The 14,077-nt window shown below is 76.0% G+C and carries 11 protein-coding genes; 7 read left to right on the plus strand and 4 right to left on the minus strand.

Annotated elements, in window-relative coordinates; all coding sequences use genetic code 11:
- Positions 1–685: 685 nt before the first annotated feature.
- Positions 686–1,450 (plus strand): GNAT family N-acetyltransferase, encoded by a 765-nt coding sequence (locus tag ACF1BH_RS15050; protein ID WP_391642892.1) that lies wholly within the window; start codon positions 686–688, stop codon positions 1,448–1,450.
- 3 nt (positions 1,451–1,453) lie between these two features.
- Positions 1,454–2,266 (plus strand): lysophospholipid acyltransferase family protein, encoded by an 813-nt coding sequence (locus tag ACF1BH_RS15055; RefSeq protein ID WP_391642893.1) that lies wholly within the window; start codon positions 1,454–1,456, stop codon positions 2,264–2,266.
- Positions 2,267–2,332: 66 nt separating this feature from the next.
- On the opposite strand, the gene ACF1BH_RS15060 is transcribed toward ACF1BH_RS15055, so the two are convergent.
- Positions 2,333–2,956 carry a winged helix-turn-helix domain-containing protein gene (locus ACF1BH_RS15060; RefSeq protein ID WP_391642894.1) on the minus strand — a complete coding sequence of 208 codons (624 nt, stop codon included), beginning with the start codon at positions 2,954–2,956 and terminating at the stop codon, positions 2,333–2,335.
- A gap of 593 nt (positions 2,957–3,549) precedes the next feature.
- Between ACF1BH_RS15060 and ACF1BH_RS15065 the strand changes: the two genes are divergently transcribed.
- From ACF1BH_RS15065 to ACF1BH_RS15075, 3 genes are all read left to right on the plus strand, one after another.
- Positions 3,550–4,437, plus strand: a complete 888-nt coding sequence (locus ACF1BH_RS15065) for a Gfo/Idh/MocA family protein (protein WP_391642895.1) — start codon at positions 3,550–3,552, stop codon at positions 4,435–4,437.
- Between the two features lie 135 nt (positions 4,438–4,572).
- Positions 4,573–6,150 (plus strand): AMP-binding protein, encoded by a 1,578-nt coding sequence (locus ACF1BH_RS15070; protein ID WP_391642896.1) that lies wholly within the window; start codon positions 4,573–4,575, stop codon positions 6,148–6,150.
- A gap of 113 nt (positions 6,151–6,263) precedes the next feature.
- Positions 6,264–6,536 (plus strand): hypothetical protein, encoded by a 273-nt coding sequence (locus tag ACF1BH_RS15075; RefSeq protein WP_391642897.1) that lies wholly within the window; start codon positions 6,264–6,266, stop codon positions 6,534–6,536.
- 440 nt (positions 6,537–6,976) lie between these two features.
- Here ACF1BH_RS15075 and ACF1BH_RS15080 read toward each other — a convergent pair whose 3' ends face one another.
- Together ACF1BH_RS15080 and ACF1BH_RS15085 are read right to left on the minus strand one after the other, a co-directional pair.
- Positions 6,977–7,579: a PadR family transcriptional regulator gene (locus ACF1BH_RS15080; protein ID WP_391642898.1), complete on the minus strand. Its 603-nt coding sequence runs from the start codon at positions 7,577–7,579 to the stop codon at positions 6,977–6,979.
- 142 nt (positions 7,580–7,721) lie between these two features.
- Entirely contained in the window at positions 7,722–9,749 is a 2,028-nt protein-coding gene (locus tag ACF1BH_RS15085; RefSeq protein ID WP_391642899.1) for an FAD-dependent oxidoreductase, read from the minus strand.
- A 362-nt stretch (positions 9,750–10,111) separates the two neighbouring features.
- Here ACF1BH_RS15085 and ACF1BH_RS15090 point away from each other — a divergent pair, with 362 nt between their 5' ends.
- A complete protein-coding gene (locus ACF1BH_RS15090) occupies positions 10,112–10,984 on the plus strand; it encodes an arpA protein (protein ID WP_391642900.1) in 873 nt (290 codons plus the stop codon).
- Positions 10,985–11,061: 77 nt separating this feature from the next.
- A complete protein-coding gene (locus ACF1BH_RS15095) occupies positions 11,062–12,894 on the plus strand; it encodes a choline/carnitine O-acyltransferase (protein WP_391643076.1) in 1,833 nt (610 codons plus the stop codon).
- 156 nt (positions 12,895–13,050) lie between these two features.
- Here the strand turns inward: ACF1BH_RS15095 and ACF1BH_RS15100 are convergent, their stop codons facing one another.
- Positions 13,051–13,911, minus strand: a complete 861-nt coding sequence (locus ACF1BH_RS15100; RefSeq protein ID WP_391642901.1) for an Fpg/Nei family DNA glycosylase — start codon at positions 13,909–13,911, stop codon at positions 13,051–13,053.
- Positions 13,912–14,077: the final 166 nt, after the last annotated feature.

Raw genomic sequence — 14,077 nt, forward strand, 5'->3', positions numbered from 1 at the left:
GGCGGCCTCCACTGCTCGGCGGTCGTACGGCGACACAACGGGGACGTACAAAAGCGCGGCGCGGGCGGCACTCCCGCCCCGGCACGCTAACGGGCCCCGGACGCCCCTCCAAGGAGGCGGGAGCCCCGGGAGCCGGGGGACCGGAACGATCCGGCCTCGCCCGCGCGGCCGCTCCGGGGCCGGGCCTTCGCGCCTGCCGCGCCGCCTCGGGGCTGCCTCTCCCGCGCGGATCCGGGGCCGGGCCTGCCGCGCCGCCCGTTCGGGGCCGGACCCCCCCTTCCGGCGTGCCGCCTCGGGGCCGGGCCTGCCGTGCCTGCCGCGCGGATCCGGGGCCGGGCCCCCGCGCCTGCTGCGCCGCCCGGGCCCGCCCCTCCCCTCCGCCGCGCCGCCCACCCCGCGCCCTCCGGTGACTGTTCCGCGGCCTCTCACCCGTTCGCTCCCTGCGCTTCACGCGCCCGGGAGGCACCCGCGGGGACAGTCGAGGCGGCGGGACGCACCGCCCCCGGCCGCCGGGCCCCGCCCGCGCACCGGGCCGCGGCCCGCCCGCGCCGCCCGTCCGCCTCCCCGACACCGCTCCGTACCCGGCCCCGTATCCCACCGGCCGCATCTCCCGCGGCCGGCATCCGTCACCGTTCCGCGGCCCCCGCAGCCGGGCGGCCGCCGCAGCCTCCCCGGAGGGTTCCCCATGCGTACGGTCCCGACCACCCCCGCCCGCCCCGCGCCCGACGGCGCCCGGCAACCGTGCTACACCACCGCGCTCGCCGCCACGGACGCGGAGATCCGCGCCGCGCAGCGGCTGCGGCACCGGATATTCGCCCAGGAGCTGGGCGCCACCCTCCACACCGAGCTGCCCGGCCACGACACCGACGCCCTCGACGCCCACGCCGACCACCTCGTCACCGTCCACCACCCCACCGGCGAGGTGGTCGCCACCTACCGGCTGCTGCCGCCCGGCCGCACCCGGCGGCTCTACTCCGACGGCGAGTTCGACCTCACCACCCTGGACGCGCTGCGCCCCTCACTGATCGAGGCCGGCCGCAGCTGCGTCCACCCCGACCACCGCGGCGGCGCCGTCATCAACCAGATGTGGGCCGCCCTCGCCCGCTACACCCTCCTCTCCGGCCACCGCCACCTCGCCGGCTGCGCCTCCGTCCCGCTCACCGACAACGGCACCGCCGCGGCCCACGCCTGGGCGCTGGCCCGCACCCGCCACCCCGCCCCGCCCGGCCTGCACGCCGTACCGCACCGGCCCTGGCTCCCCGCCGGACCGCTGCCCGAGCGGCCCACCGCCGCACTGCTGCCGCCGCTGCTCCGCGGCTATCTGCGGCTCGGCGCCTGGATCGCCGGACCGCCCGCCCACGACCCGGAGTTCGGCGTCGCCGACTTCTTCGTCGTCCTCGACATGGACCGCCTCGGCGCCCGCTACCGCCGCTACTTCCTCGGGGAGTGAGGCATGACCGACGGCCCCTGGGACGTCATCCCCGGCTGCGACCGCGACTGCGCCCGCCACGCCCGGCCGCCGGCCCCCGCGTACGCCACCGCGCTGCGCGGCGCCGCGTTCGCCGCCGCCGTCCGCCGCGCCCTCGCCGACGGCGGCCGCCTCGCCGACCCGGCACGGCTGCGCGCCCACGCCCGGGCGCTGCTCGGCGCGCTCGGCGTCCGCCTGGACGGCGCCGGACCGTTGCGCGCACCGGCCACCGGGCCGGGCACCCTCGTCGTCGCCAACCACATCTCCTGGCTCGACATCCCCGCGCTGCTCGCCGTCGACCCGGTGGCGGTGCTCGCCAAGCGCGAGGTCGGCGGCTGGCCGCTGATCGGCGGCCTCGCCCGCCGCGCCGGTACCCACTTCATCGACCGGACCAGCCCGCGCGGACTCCCGCAGGTGGTGGCCGGGTTGACGGAGATCCTCGCCTCCGGCCGGTCCGTCGCGGTGTTCCCGCAGGCCACCACCTGGTGCACCGCCGACGCGGGCGTCTTCCGGCGGGCCACCTTCCAGGCCGCCCTGGACGCCGGCGCCCCCGTCCGCCCGGTGACGCTCACCTACACCCAGGACACGCACCCCTCCACCGTCGCGGCGTTCTGCGGCCCGGACACCTTCCTGGCCTCCCTCCGCCGCGTCCTCGCCGCCCGCGGCCTCGCCGTACGGGTCACCGCGCACCCGCCGCTGCCCCCGGGCCGCTGCCGGGACCGCCGCGAGCTGGCGGCCCTGGCCCGGGACGCCGTACTCGGCGCGGCCGGCAACGCGCCCACGTACCGCGGCGGTTGACTCTCCGGGCAGGCGGACGGCCGGGCGCGCACCGTGGTGTGCCGCGCCCGGCCGTGGCCGTGCGGATCAGGAGCCGGGCACGTACTTGTAGCCGACGCGCCGCACCGTGACGATCGACGCCCGGTGGTCGGAGCCGAGCTTCCGCCGCAGCCGGGCGATGTGCACGTCGACGGTCCGGCCGTCACCGACGTGCCCGTAACCCCACACCGTCGTCACCAGCTGATCGCGGGTGTGCACCCGGTGCGGATGCGCCACCAGATGTGCCAGCAGCTCGAATTCGAGGTACGTCAGGTCCAGCAGGCGGCCCAGCACCCGCGCCGTCCGCTGCTCCGGATCGATCCGGACGACCTCGTCGCCGGTGCCCGCGGCGGGGCCGGGAGCGGGCTGCGGGGCGGGCTCGCCGGGCGGTCCGGAGGCGGCCGGTGCGGCGTCCGCACGGCGGCCCGCGGCGGCGGCCTGCTCGGCGGGGACGAGGACCAGATAGCCGACCATCGGCGGGCGGCCCGGCAGCACCGGCAGGCTGCTCTGCGGGGCGGGCAGCCACGTCGCGCCCGCGGTCAGCAGCTCGGCGACCGGTGGCACCTCATCGGGTGCCACGGCACGCAGCCGCTGCCGGGCGAGGTGCGGGGAAGGGACGGAAGGGTGCGGAGCCGTCGCGGAAGTGGCAGGCAGAGGGCGGATGTTCGTCATGGGATTCAGCTCTTTCGCGCAGAGAAGCGTCAGGGACGTCGTGCGCGCGGGCAGGGCCGACGACACCGGTCAACGGCGTCGGACTGAGGAGTGCGGGCCCGCGCTCAGTGCGCGTGGCAACACAGACGATCGAAGGCGTGCGCCTGGCGGGACGGCCAGAAGGGCTCAAGGTCGCTGCGACCTGTCGCGCTGTCAAGGAGGCTGGCCATGCCCGCCATTCAACCAGACCGTTGTTGATATGTCCTTCACAAGACCGCCGTGTGAGACGGACCGCCCGCATCCCGGACACCGTGCCCCGCCCGTACGCCCCGCCCCTGCTCACCCCTGCCCTCCACGGTCCCGTTCCGCGCCACCGCGACGCCGTCGTACGGGCGCGGGCGGGGCGTACGGAGCGACCGCGGGGGAGCGCGGGGGCGTACGCGCGCCCCTGGCGGACGGGGCGCGCCGCCGGCCCGGACCGCGCGGCGGCAGCGCCAGGGACCGGGCCCGGGCCGGCGGCCACCGCCCGGATGCGCGTAACCCCGGGTGATTCGGGTCCGCTCCCCGGGTTGCGGCACCCCGGGGAGCGGACCCGGGCGGGGCAGACTGGCCCCATGACGACCCCGCGCATCGGACTTCTCGGCACCGGCTTCTGGGCGCAGCGCGTCCACGCACCCGCCCTGGCCGCCCACCCGGGAGTGGAGCTGACCGGCGTCTGGGGGCGCCGCCCGGAGGCCGCCGAGGAGCTGGCCCTCGCCCACGGCGCCCGCGCCCACACCTCCCCGGACGCGCTGTTCGCCGCGTGCGACGCCGTCGCCCTGGCGCTGCCCCCGGCCGTCCAGGCGCCGCTGGCGACCCGCGCCGCCGAGGCCGGCTGCCACCTCCTCCTCGACAAGCCCGTCGCCCTCGACCCGGACGACGCCCGGACGCTGGACGAGGCCGCCACCCGCGCGGGCGTCGCCGCCGTCGTCTTCTTCACCGCCCGCTTCGGCACCCACGAGGCGGAGTGGATCGCCGGACGGGCGGAGGAGGGCGGCTGGTTCACCGCCCACGCCGACTGGCTCGGCTCCGTCTTCGCCGAGGGCAGCGACAGCCCGTACGCCGCCTCCGCCTGGCGCCGCGAGAAGGGCGCCCTGTGGGACGTCGGCCCGCACGCGCTCTCCGTCCTGCTGCCGGTCCTCGGCGACGCGGTGGACGTCGCCGCGCGCCGCGGACCGGCCGACACGGTGCTGCTGACGCTGCGCCACCGGAGCGGCGCGGCCAGCTCCGCCACCCTGAGCCTGACCGCGCCCCCCGCCGCGGCCGGCGTCACCGTCATCCTGCGCGGCGCCGCCGGGGTCACCGCCCTGCCGCGCCGTCAGGACGGCCCGCTGCCCGCCTACCACCGCGCCGTCGACGCCCTCCTCCTCGCCGCCCGCACCGGCCACCCGCACCCCTGCGACCTCCGCTTCGGCCGCCGCGTCACCGAGATCCTGGCGGCGGCGGAGCAGGCGCTCGACTGACGGCGCGCCCACCTGGATGGCGCATTCCCGCAGGTGCGGGCCGCCTTCGGCCGTAGCGTCGGCGTACCGGCGGGCCGGCCGCCCCGATGGCGGCCACCCGCCCGCCGCACCGCCACCGCGTGAAGGAGCCCACCCGTGAACGCCCCCGAGCCCGTAGCCGCCCCCTATGTGGACGTCGTCCTCGCCGCCCTGCGCCGCGACCCCGCCCGTACGGCCGTGATCGCCGCCGACGGCACGGAGATCACCGCCGGCGAACTGGCCGCCACCGTGCACCGGACGGCCGCCGTCCTCGCCGCCCGCGGCATCGGCCGCGGCGCCACCGTCGCCCTGCTCAGCGGCAACGCCCCCGCCGTGCTCGCCGCCCGCTACGCCGTCAACCACCTCGGCGCCCGCGTGGTGTTGCTCTACGACGGGCTCGCCCCCACGGCCCTCGCCACCCTCGTCGACAGCGTGGACGCGGCCCTGCTGCTCGTCGAACCGGAGCTGGCCGCCACCGCCCGCGCCCTCCTCGGCCACCTGTCCGGTCCGCGGCCCGCCGTCCTCACCCTCGGCCCGGACCCGGACGCACCGCCCCTGGGCGACGACCTCCTGGCCGCCGGCGCCGCGCTCCCGGAGACCCCCGAGGTGCCGGGCGCGGCGCTCCCCGGGGACGACTGGTGCATCCGGCACACCGGCGGAACGACCGGTATCCCCAAGGGGGTCCGGATGACGCACGCGCCCTACGCCCGCATGCTGACCCGCCCGATGGCCGCCGCCGGGGACCCGCCCCGCTTCCTGGCCGCCACCTCCCTCGCCCACCTCGCGGGCATCTTCACGGACGCGGCGCTGGTGGCCGGCGGCATATCCGTCCTGCGGCGCGGCTTCGAGGCGGGCGACGTCCTCGCCTCCGTCGCCCGCCACCGCATCACCCATCTGTGGGCCCTGCCGCCGCTCCTCTACCGCCTCCTCGACCACCCGGACCTGCCCGCCACCGACCTCTCCTCCCTCACCCGCGTCACCTACGGCGGCAGCCCCGCCTCCCCGTCCCGGATGCGGCGCGCCGCCGAGGTCCTGGGGCCCGTGCTCTACGGGGAGTACGGCCAGTCCGAGGCGCTGTCGATCACCGAGGCGGTCCCCGCCGACCTCGACGTCACCGGTCCCGGCGGCCGGCTCACCGTCGGCCGCGCCCGCCCGGGCGTCGAGATCGCCGTACGCGACGGGGACGGCCGCACCCTCGGGCCGGGGGAGCAGGGCGAGATCCACGTCCGGTCGGCGGGCGTGATGAGCGGCTACTGGAAGGACCCGGAGCGCTCCGCCGAGGTCCTGGCCGGCGACGGCTGGCTGCGCACCGGCGACATCGGGTTCCTGGCCGAGGACGGGCGGCTGTACCTCGCCGACCGCGCCAAGGACGTGATCATCGTCGTCGGCGGCCATGTCCACCCGCTGGAGATCGAGGACCTGCTGCACGCCCACCCGGACGTCGCACAGTGCGCCGTCTACGGGGTACGCACCGACGACGGCGAGGAGGTGCACGCCGCGGTGGTCCCGGCGCCGGGCCGCACCGTCGACCCGGAGCAGCTGCGCGACTTGGTGGTTCACGACAAAGGCGCCATGTACGCGCCGGTGGCGTTCCGGATCCTGGACGCGCTGCCGCTGACGCCCGTCGGCAAGCCCGACAAGGTCCGGCTGCGGGCGGCGGACGGCCCGGCCGCGGAGGCCGTCGCCGCGTCCTGACGGGAACGGGCCAGGACCCGTCATATCGCTGCTGGTCAGGGGCTTTTGTCAGTGGTCGGCCGTAGAATGGGGACCAGTAAGTGAGGGTTCACCCAGCACTCGGAGGTTGCCCGATGGCCCCTGCCACTCTGATGACGAAACCTCTTCCGGCCCACCCGCTGCCCAAGAAGCCGCTGCCCGCCGGCTGGCCCCGCGAGCGGTATGAATCCCACAACCGCCGCCTCAAGGCCATGCGTCTGGCGATAGCCCTGCTCGACACCGGGGCCCACAGCCCCGACCAGGCACCCAACGGCCGCATCCGCACGGTGGCCGAGGCCATCGGCGTCCACCGGCCGTCCGACACCACCTGCCGGCTGGTGCGCGCCCTGCTCTACGACAACTGCTGACCCGAGGAAGACGCGCGATCAGGAGATCGGGCCCCCGCGGGCGTCGTGGTGACGCCCGCGAGGGCCCGGTTTCCCCCCGATTCCCCCGTCGGACGGTGCGTGCCCCGGTGGCGCGGACCCGTGGTGCGGTGCGCGTCGCCGGGGCCGGGATGTCCGAGGGCGGCCCGCCGTACGCGCCCCGCGGGGCGGACGCCGCCCACGTGGCATCGCAGCGCCTGCTGCCCGCGCCGCCACCAGCAGCCTGCCACCCCGTGCGCGGTGGCCACAACGCCGGAGTGATAGCACCTCACCGCGGATTGATCGCCTGGAGGTGATGAATCCCGGAGGGCGGCGGCACTACCCGCTCCGGCGCGGAACCGCTCCCGGCGGGGGAGGGGCGGAGCGGGCGGCGGACCGGCTGCGGGAGCGCGCCGGGGCCGGTACGCTCCCGGCCGCACGGGCTAGGGCGCGCCCGCCGCGCCGCCCGGGCCCGGGCTCTCCGCACCCGGTGCATCCGGCGCATCCCGCGCATCCGGCAGCTCCGCCAGCTCCGCCAGTGCCGACGTCAGCCAGGTGATCCAGAAGGTTTCCAGCTCGATCCCGGCGCGCATGACCAACCGCTGCAACCGCTCGGCGGGGGACGCGGCGGTCGCGAAGTCCCGCTCCTCGATCGCGGTGTACTCCGCCAACTGCCGCCGGTGCAGGTCGAGATGGCGGCGCAGCTCGTCGTCGAGTCCGGTGCGCCCCACCACGGCCGCGGCCCGCATCCGCAGCAGCAGGGCGTCCCGGTGAGGTTTGGGGTCCTGCGGCTCGGCCGCCCAGGCGGTCAGCGCGGCGCGGCCGGACGGCAGGACCTCGAACTCCTTCTTCTGCCCGCGGGCCGGCTGCGCCGCGGGCAGCGCCCGGATCAGTCCGGACGCCTCCAGCTTGCCCAGTTCGCGGTAGATCTGCTGGTGTGTCGCCGACCAGAAGTAGCCGATCGACCTGTCGAACCGCCGCGTCAGCTCCAGCCCCGACGACGGCTTCTCCAACAGGGCGGTGAGGATGGCGTACGGCAGGGACATGGACGCATCCTAGGCCGGGCCCGCCGCCGGCCCCGGGCCCCCGGCCCGCAGCCACCGGAGGCCCGGGCCCGCGCCGGGCCCCGCGTCCGCCCGGGCCCGGACGGCCCCGGGCGGACACCGCCTCACCGCCTCGGGACGCGCCTCACAGCTTCGCCGCGAGCCGCGTCCCGCCGTCGATCGCCCGCTTGGCGTCGAGTTCGGCCGCCACCTCCGCGCCGCCGATCAGATGGACCGAGTGCCCGTCCCGGACCAGCGCGTCGTACAGCTCCCGCCGCGGCTCCTGACCGGTGCACAGCACGACCGTGTCCACTGCGAGCACCTGCCGCTCCCCGCCGACCGTCAGATGCAGCCCCTCGTCGTCGATGCGGTGGTACGTGGCGCCCGCGACCATCGTCACGCCGCGGTGGCGGAGTTCGGTGCGGTGGATCCAGCCGGTGGTCTTCCCCAGGCCCGCGCCGACCTTGGTGGTGCTGCGCTGGAGGAGATGGACCCGGCGCGGCGGGGCGCTCCGCTCCGGCGCGGTCAGCCCGCCGCGGGCGCCGTAGCCGGTGTCGACGCCCCACTGCCGGAAGAAGACCTCCGGGTCCCGGCCGGCCGGTTCGCCGCCGTCCGTCAGGAACGCCGCGACGTCGAAGCCGATGCCGCCGGCGCCGATCACCGCGACGCGCTCACCGACCGGTGCCCCGTCCCGCAGCACGTCGAGGTAGCCGAGCACGCTCGGATGGTCGGTGCCGGGGATCGGCGGGGTGCGCGGGGTGACGCCGGTGGCCAGCACGATCTCGTCGTACCCGGCGCCCGCCAGTGTCTCGGCGGTGACCCGCGTCCCGAGGCGGACGTCGACCCGCCACCGCTCCAGCGCATGGCGGAAGTACCGCAGCGTCTCGTCGAACTCCTCCTTGCCGGGGATGCGGCGGGCGATGTCGAGCTGCCCGCCGATCGTCGCGGCGGCGTCGAAGAGCGTGACGGTGTGGCCGCGTTCGGCCGCCGACACCGCGCAGGCCAGCCCGGCGGGGCCGGCGCCCACCACGGCGAGGCGCTTGCGCCGCCGTGTCGGCGACAGCACCAGCTCCGTCTCGTGGCAGGCCCGCGGATTGACCAGACAGGAGGTGAGCTTGCCGCTGAAGGTGTGGTCGAGGCACGCCTGGTTGCAGCCGATGCAGGTGTTGATGGCCTCCGGTTCCCCCCGTCCGGCCTTGGCCACGAACTCCGGGTCGGCGAGGAACGGCCGCGCCATCGCCACCATGTCGGCGGCCCCGCCGGCCAGCAATTCCTCCGCGACGTCGGGGGTGTTGATGCGGTTCACGGCGATCAGCGGCAGCTTCACCGCCTCGCGCACCCGCCGCGTCACCCAGGAGTACGCGCCGCGCGGCACGGACGTGGCGATGGTCGGGATGCGCGCCTCGTGCCAGCCGATCCCGGTGTTGAGCAGCGTCGCCCCGGCCGCCTCGACCGCCTCGGCCAGCGCGATCACCTCCGGCAGTGTGGAGCCGTCCGGTACCAGGTCGAGCATGGACAGCCGGTAGATGATCAGGAAGTCCGGCCCGGTCCGCTCCCGCACCCGCCGGACGATCTCCACCGGGAACCGCATCCGGTGCGCGTACGGGCCGCCCCACCGGTCGGTGCGCCGGTTGGTGGCGGGCACCAGGAACTCGTTGATCAGATAGCCCTCGGACCCCATGATCTCGACGCCGTCGTACCCGGCGGACTGCGCCAGCTCCGCGGCGCGCACGAAGTCCTCGACGGTCCGCTCGACCTCGTCGTCGGTCAGCGCGTGCGGGGTGAACGGGCTGATCGGCGCCTGGAGCGCGCTCGGCGCCACCAGGTCCGGGTGGTGCGCGTACCGGCCGAAGTGCAGCAGCTGGAGCGCGATCCGGCCGCCCTCGCGGTGTACCGCGTCGGTGATCTGCCGGTGCTCGGCGGCCTGCTCCTCGGTGGTCAGCGTCGCCCCGCCCTCGTAGGGGCGCCCGGCGTGGTTGGGTGCGAATCCGCCGGTGACGATCAGGCCGACGCCGCCGCGTGCCCGCTCGGCGTAGAACGCGGCCATCCGCGCGAACCCGCCCGGCGCCTCCTCCAGGCCGAGGTGCATCGACCCCATCAGTGCGCGGTTGGGCAGCGTCACGGAGCCCAGTGTGAGCGGGCTCATCAGATACGGATACGGGCTCGGGCGCATCGGGCCTCCTGGCGCAGCGGCGGTCGTCAGGGACGTTCTAGGGCACCGGAGCCGGGATGTGCAACAAGTTGCATAAAAGAGTGACCGAGGCGACGGTCCGGCGTCCGGCCCGCCCGGCCCCGCCGCGTCCGCCCGGCCCGCACGCCCCCGGTGCGCGCGCCCCGCCTGAGCGCCCCCGCCCCGGCCGTCCGGGACCGGAACGCCGTGGGCCGTCTCACAGCGAACTTCCGCTCCCCGCGCCCCCCAACTCTGTTACCTGTCAGTAGAGTTGCCGCATTCCGAGGGGCGGCCTCCGGCGCGCTCCGCACGGGAGTGACGCCGCGCGCCGCGATGCCCGCCCGCCCGCACACGGAAGGGACCGCATGAGCACACCGCCCACCACGCTCACGCTCGACCACCTCGTCGACTCCGACCGCTACCCCCTCGCCGACCCCGACGCCCCCGCCGCCCGCGCCGTCGTCGACCGGGCCCGCCGTGACCTGCGCACCCACGGCTGCACCGTCCTCACGGACTTCCTCCGCCCGCCGCAGCGCGACGCCCTCCGCGAGGAGTGCGCGGCGCTCGCACCGCGCGCCCACTTCGCCACCGAGACCGTCAACGTCTACAACATCGCCACCGACGCCCCGCTCCCCGCCGGCCACCCCGGACACCGCACCTTCCGGCGCGGCAACGCCTTCGTCCCCCGCGACCGCATCCCCGCCGACGCGCTCATCAGCCGCCTCCACACCGACCCGGGCTTCCAGCGCTTCCTCGCCGCCTGCTTCGGCCTGCCCCGGCTGCACCCGCTCGCCGACCCGCTCGCCGGACTCGTCCTCAACGTCGTCGAACCGGGCATGGACCACCCCTGGCACTTCGACACCAACGAGTTCACCGTCAGCATGCTCACCCAGGAAGCCGCTGACGGCGGCGACTTCGAGTACTGCCCCGGCATCCGGTCCGCCGCCGACGAACGCTTCGACGACGTCCGCGCCGTCCTCGACGGCGACGGCGGCCACCTGGTCCACCGCCTCCCGCTGCGCCCCGGCGACCTCCAGCTCTTCCGCGGCCGCTACTCCCTGCACCGGGTCAGCCCGGTCCGCGGCAGCCGCGCCCGCCACTCCGCGATCTTCGCGTACAGCGAGCGCCCCGGCGTCATCGGCTCCGTCGCCCGCACCCGCCAGCTCTTCGGCCGGGTCCTCCCCGCCCATCTCGCCGCCGCCCGCCGCACCGTCCGCGGCGACACCCTCCTGGACTGACCCAACCACCGTACGATTCCGGCTCGTTGCCCCGTTCCCACGCTGCCCCGTACGTCACCGTCGAATCGAGAGCCGCCATGCCCACACCCGAGGACACCGCACCCGGCACCACCTTCGCCCACGACGACCAGCTCCCGAAGGTGCCGCTGCCCACCCTTGAGGAGAGCTGCGCCCTCTTCCTGGAGTGGTGCCGCCCGCTGCTGACCGACGCCGAACGCGCCGCGACCGAGGCCGAGGTCGCCGCCTTCCGCGCCCCCGACGGCCCCGGCCCCGTCCTGCACGCCGCCCTCGCCGCCTACGACGCGCTCCCCACCACCCACAGCTGGCTCGACACCTTCTGGCCCTACCGCTACCTCGGCCGCCGCGACCGCATCGCCCTCAACGCCAACTTCTTCTTCCTCTTCCGCGACGAGGAGCCCACCGGCCCCGGGAGCGACCCCCAACTCGACCGCGCCGCCGGCCTGATCGCCGGCGCCCTCCACCACAAGCACCTCCTCGACGAGGAGCAGCTGGCCCCCGTCGTCCAGCGCGGCCGCCCGCAGTCGATGGACCAGCACCGCTACCTCTTCTCCACCACCCGCATCCCCGGCACCGCCCAGGACACCGTCCGCGCCCCCTACTCCGCCGAGTGGCCCGGCCCCTCCCGCGCCCGCCACATCGTGGTCTTCTTCCACGGCCGGATGTTCCGCCTCGACGTCCTCGCCCCCGACGGCACCCCCTACGGGCTCGACGACCTGCGCGCCGCGCTCGACGCGGTACGCAAGGCGGGCGCCGACCCCGCCGAACCGGGCACCTCCGTCGGCCACCTCACCACCCTGGCCCGCGCCGAATGGGCCGACGCCCGCGCCGACCTGCGCACCGACCCCGGCAACGCCGCCGCCCTCGACGCCGTCGAAACCGCCCTCTTCTGCGTCTGCCTGGAGGACTTCGCCCCCGACGGCGTCCAGGAGGCGTGCGACGAGCTGCTGTACGGCGACCGCGGCAACCGCTGGTTCGACAAGGCCGTCTCCCTGATCGTCTTCGCCGACGGCCGGGCCGGCATCAACATCGAACACTGCGAACTGGACGGCACCACCGTCCTCGCCTTCGTCGACGGCCTCCTCGCCACCACCCCCGAGGAACACGCCCGCCTCGCCGGCGCCCGCACCCAGGGCCCGCCCGAGCCGTCCCCGCTCACCTTCACCACCGACGACGCCACCCGCGCCCGCATCCGCGCCGCCGCCGACGCCTTCACCGCGTACGGCGAGGCCACCGCCACCCGCACCGTCGCCTTCGACGACTTCGGCGCCGACACCGCCAAGGCCCTCGGCATCTCCCCGGACGCCTTCGTCCAGCTCGCGTACCAACTCGCCCACCGGCGCGCCAAGGGCCACCTCGGCGCCACCTACGAATCGATCGCCACCCGGCAGTGGCGCCGCGGCCGCACCGAGGCGATGCGGGTGGTCACCGAGGAGATCCAGCGCTTCGTGGCCGCCATGGAGGACCCGGCCGCCGACCCCGCCACCCGCCGCGCCGCCGTCCGCACCGCCGCCGCGGCCCACGTCGCCCGCGCCAAGGACTGCCAGGCGGGCCGCGCCCCCGAACAGCACCTGTGGGAACTGGAACTGATCCAGCGCCGCCGCGGCCCCGAACTCGGCCTCCCCGACCAGCCCGCCCTCTACCGCTCCCCGGGCTGGCTGACCATGCGCGACGACTACCTCAGCACCAGCTCCGCCCCCTCCGCCCACATCCAGTACTTCGGCTTCGGCTCCACCAGCAGCCGCTGCATCGGTGTCGCCTACGTCCTCCTCCCCGACCGCTTCCACCTCTACCTCAGCACCCCGGAGGCGGTCGCGGGCCCGATGCACACCTTCGCGGAGGAGCTGCGGACGGCGGTGGAGGAGCTGCGGGAGCTGCTGGGGGAGGAGTGAGCCGGGAGCGGTAGGGCCCGTCCCACCGGCCGGTCGCCCGGCCGGGCGCCGCACTTCCCCGTGCGGCGCCCGGCCGGAGCCGCTTTCGGGGACAGGGACAACAGGGGCAGGGGCAGGGGCCGGGGACCGGGTGAGGCCCCGGCCCCGGCGGCCCCCTCACTTCAGCAACCGCGACATCCGCCGGTCCGCCAGGATCTTCCCGCCCGTCTGACACGTCGGGCAGTACTGCATCGACCGGTCCCGGTACACGACCTCCCGCACCGTGTCCCCGCACACCGGACACGCCTGACCGGCCCGCCCGTGCACCCGCATCCCGCTCTTCTTCTCCGCCTTCAGCTTCCCCGGCTCCAGTCCGCCCGACCGCGCCACCGCATCCGCCAGCGTCGTCCCGATCGCCGCGTACAGCAGATCGGCCTCCTCCTCCGTCAGCGACGCCGCCGCCCTGAACGGCGACATCCGGGCGACGTGCAGAATCTCGTCCGAGTACGCGTTCCCGATCCCGGCCAGCACGCCCTGGTCCCGCAGCACCCCCTTGATCTGCCGCCGCTCCCCGGCCAGCACCGCCGCGAACGCCTCGCGGGTGAACGCGTCGCCCAGCGGATCGGGCCCCAGCCGCGCCACTCCGGGCACCTCCCGCGGATCCCGCACCACATACACCGCCACCTGCTTACGGGGCCCCGCCTCCGTCACGTCGAACCCGCCGCCCGCCACCAGCCGCACCCGCAACGCCAACGGCCCCTTCCCCGGCCGCGGCACCGCCTCCGGCACCTCCTCCCGCCACCGCACCCATCCCGCCCGCCCCAGATGCATCACCAGATGCAGCCCCCCGACCCCCACGTCCAGAAACTTCCCCCACCGCACGACGTCCCCGCACACCTGCCCCTCCAGCTCCGCCACGGCAGGCTCGTACGTCTTGAGCACACTGACCGCCACCGGAACCACCCACCCCACGGTCTTCCCCCCGACCCGCCCCCGCAGGTACCGAACAAGCGACTCGACTTCTGGCAATTCGGGCATGGGGTCAGTGTGCCGCCTGCGGGCCCCTCCGGCCCGCTCGGAGCGGCCCCGGGCCGGGGAACCGCCACCCACCCCGGGCCGGGGCCGTCCGCTGCCGCCGCTTCTCCCGCCGCGTCCTCGGACATACTCATGCAGGAGTCCGGGTGCAGCCGGATACCGTGCCGAA

It is taken from the genome of Streptomyces sp. NPDC014733 (genome assembly GCF_043083385.1).
Classification (GTDB): Bacteria; Actinomycetota; Actinomycetes; order Streptomycetales; family Streptomycetaceae; genus Streptomyces.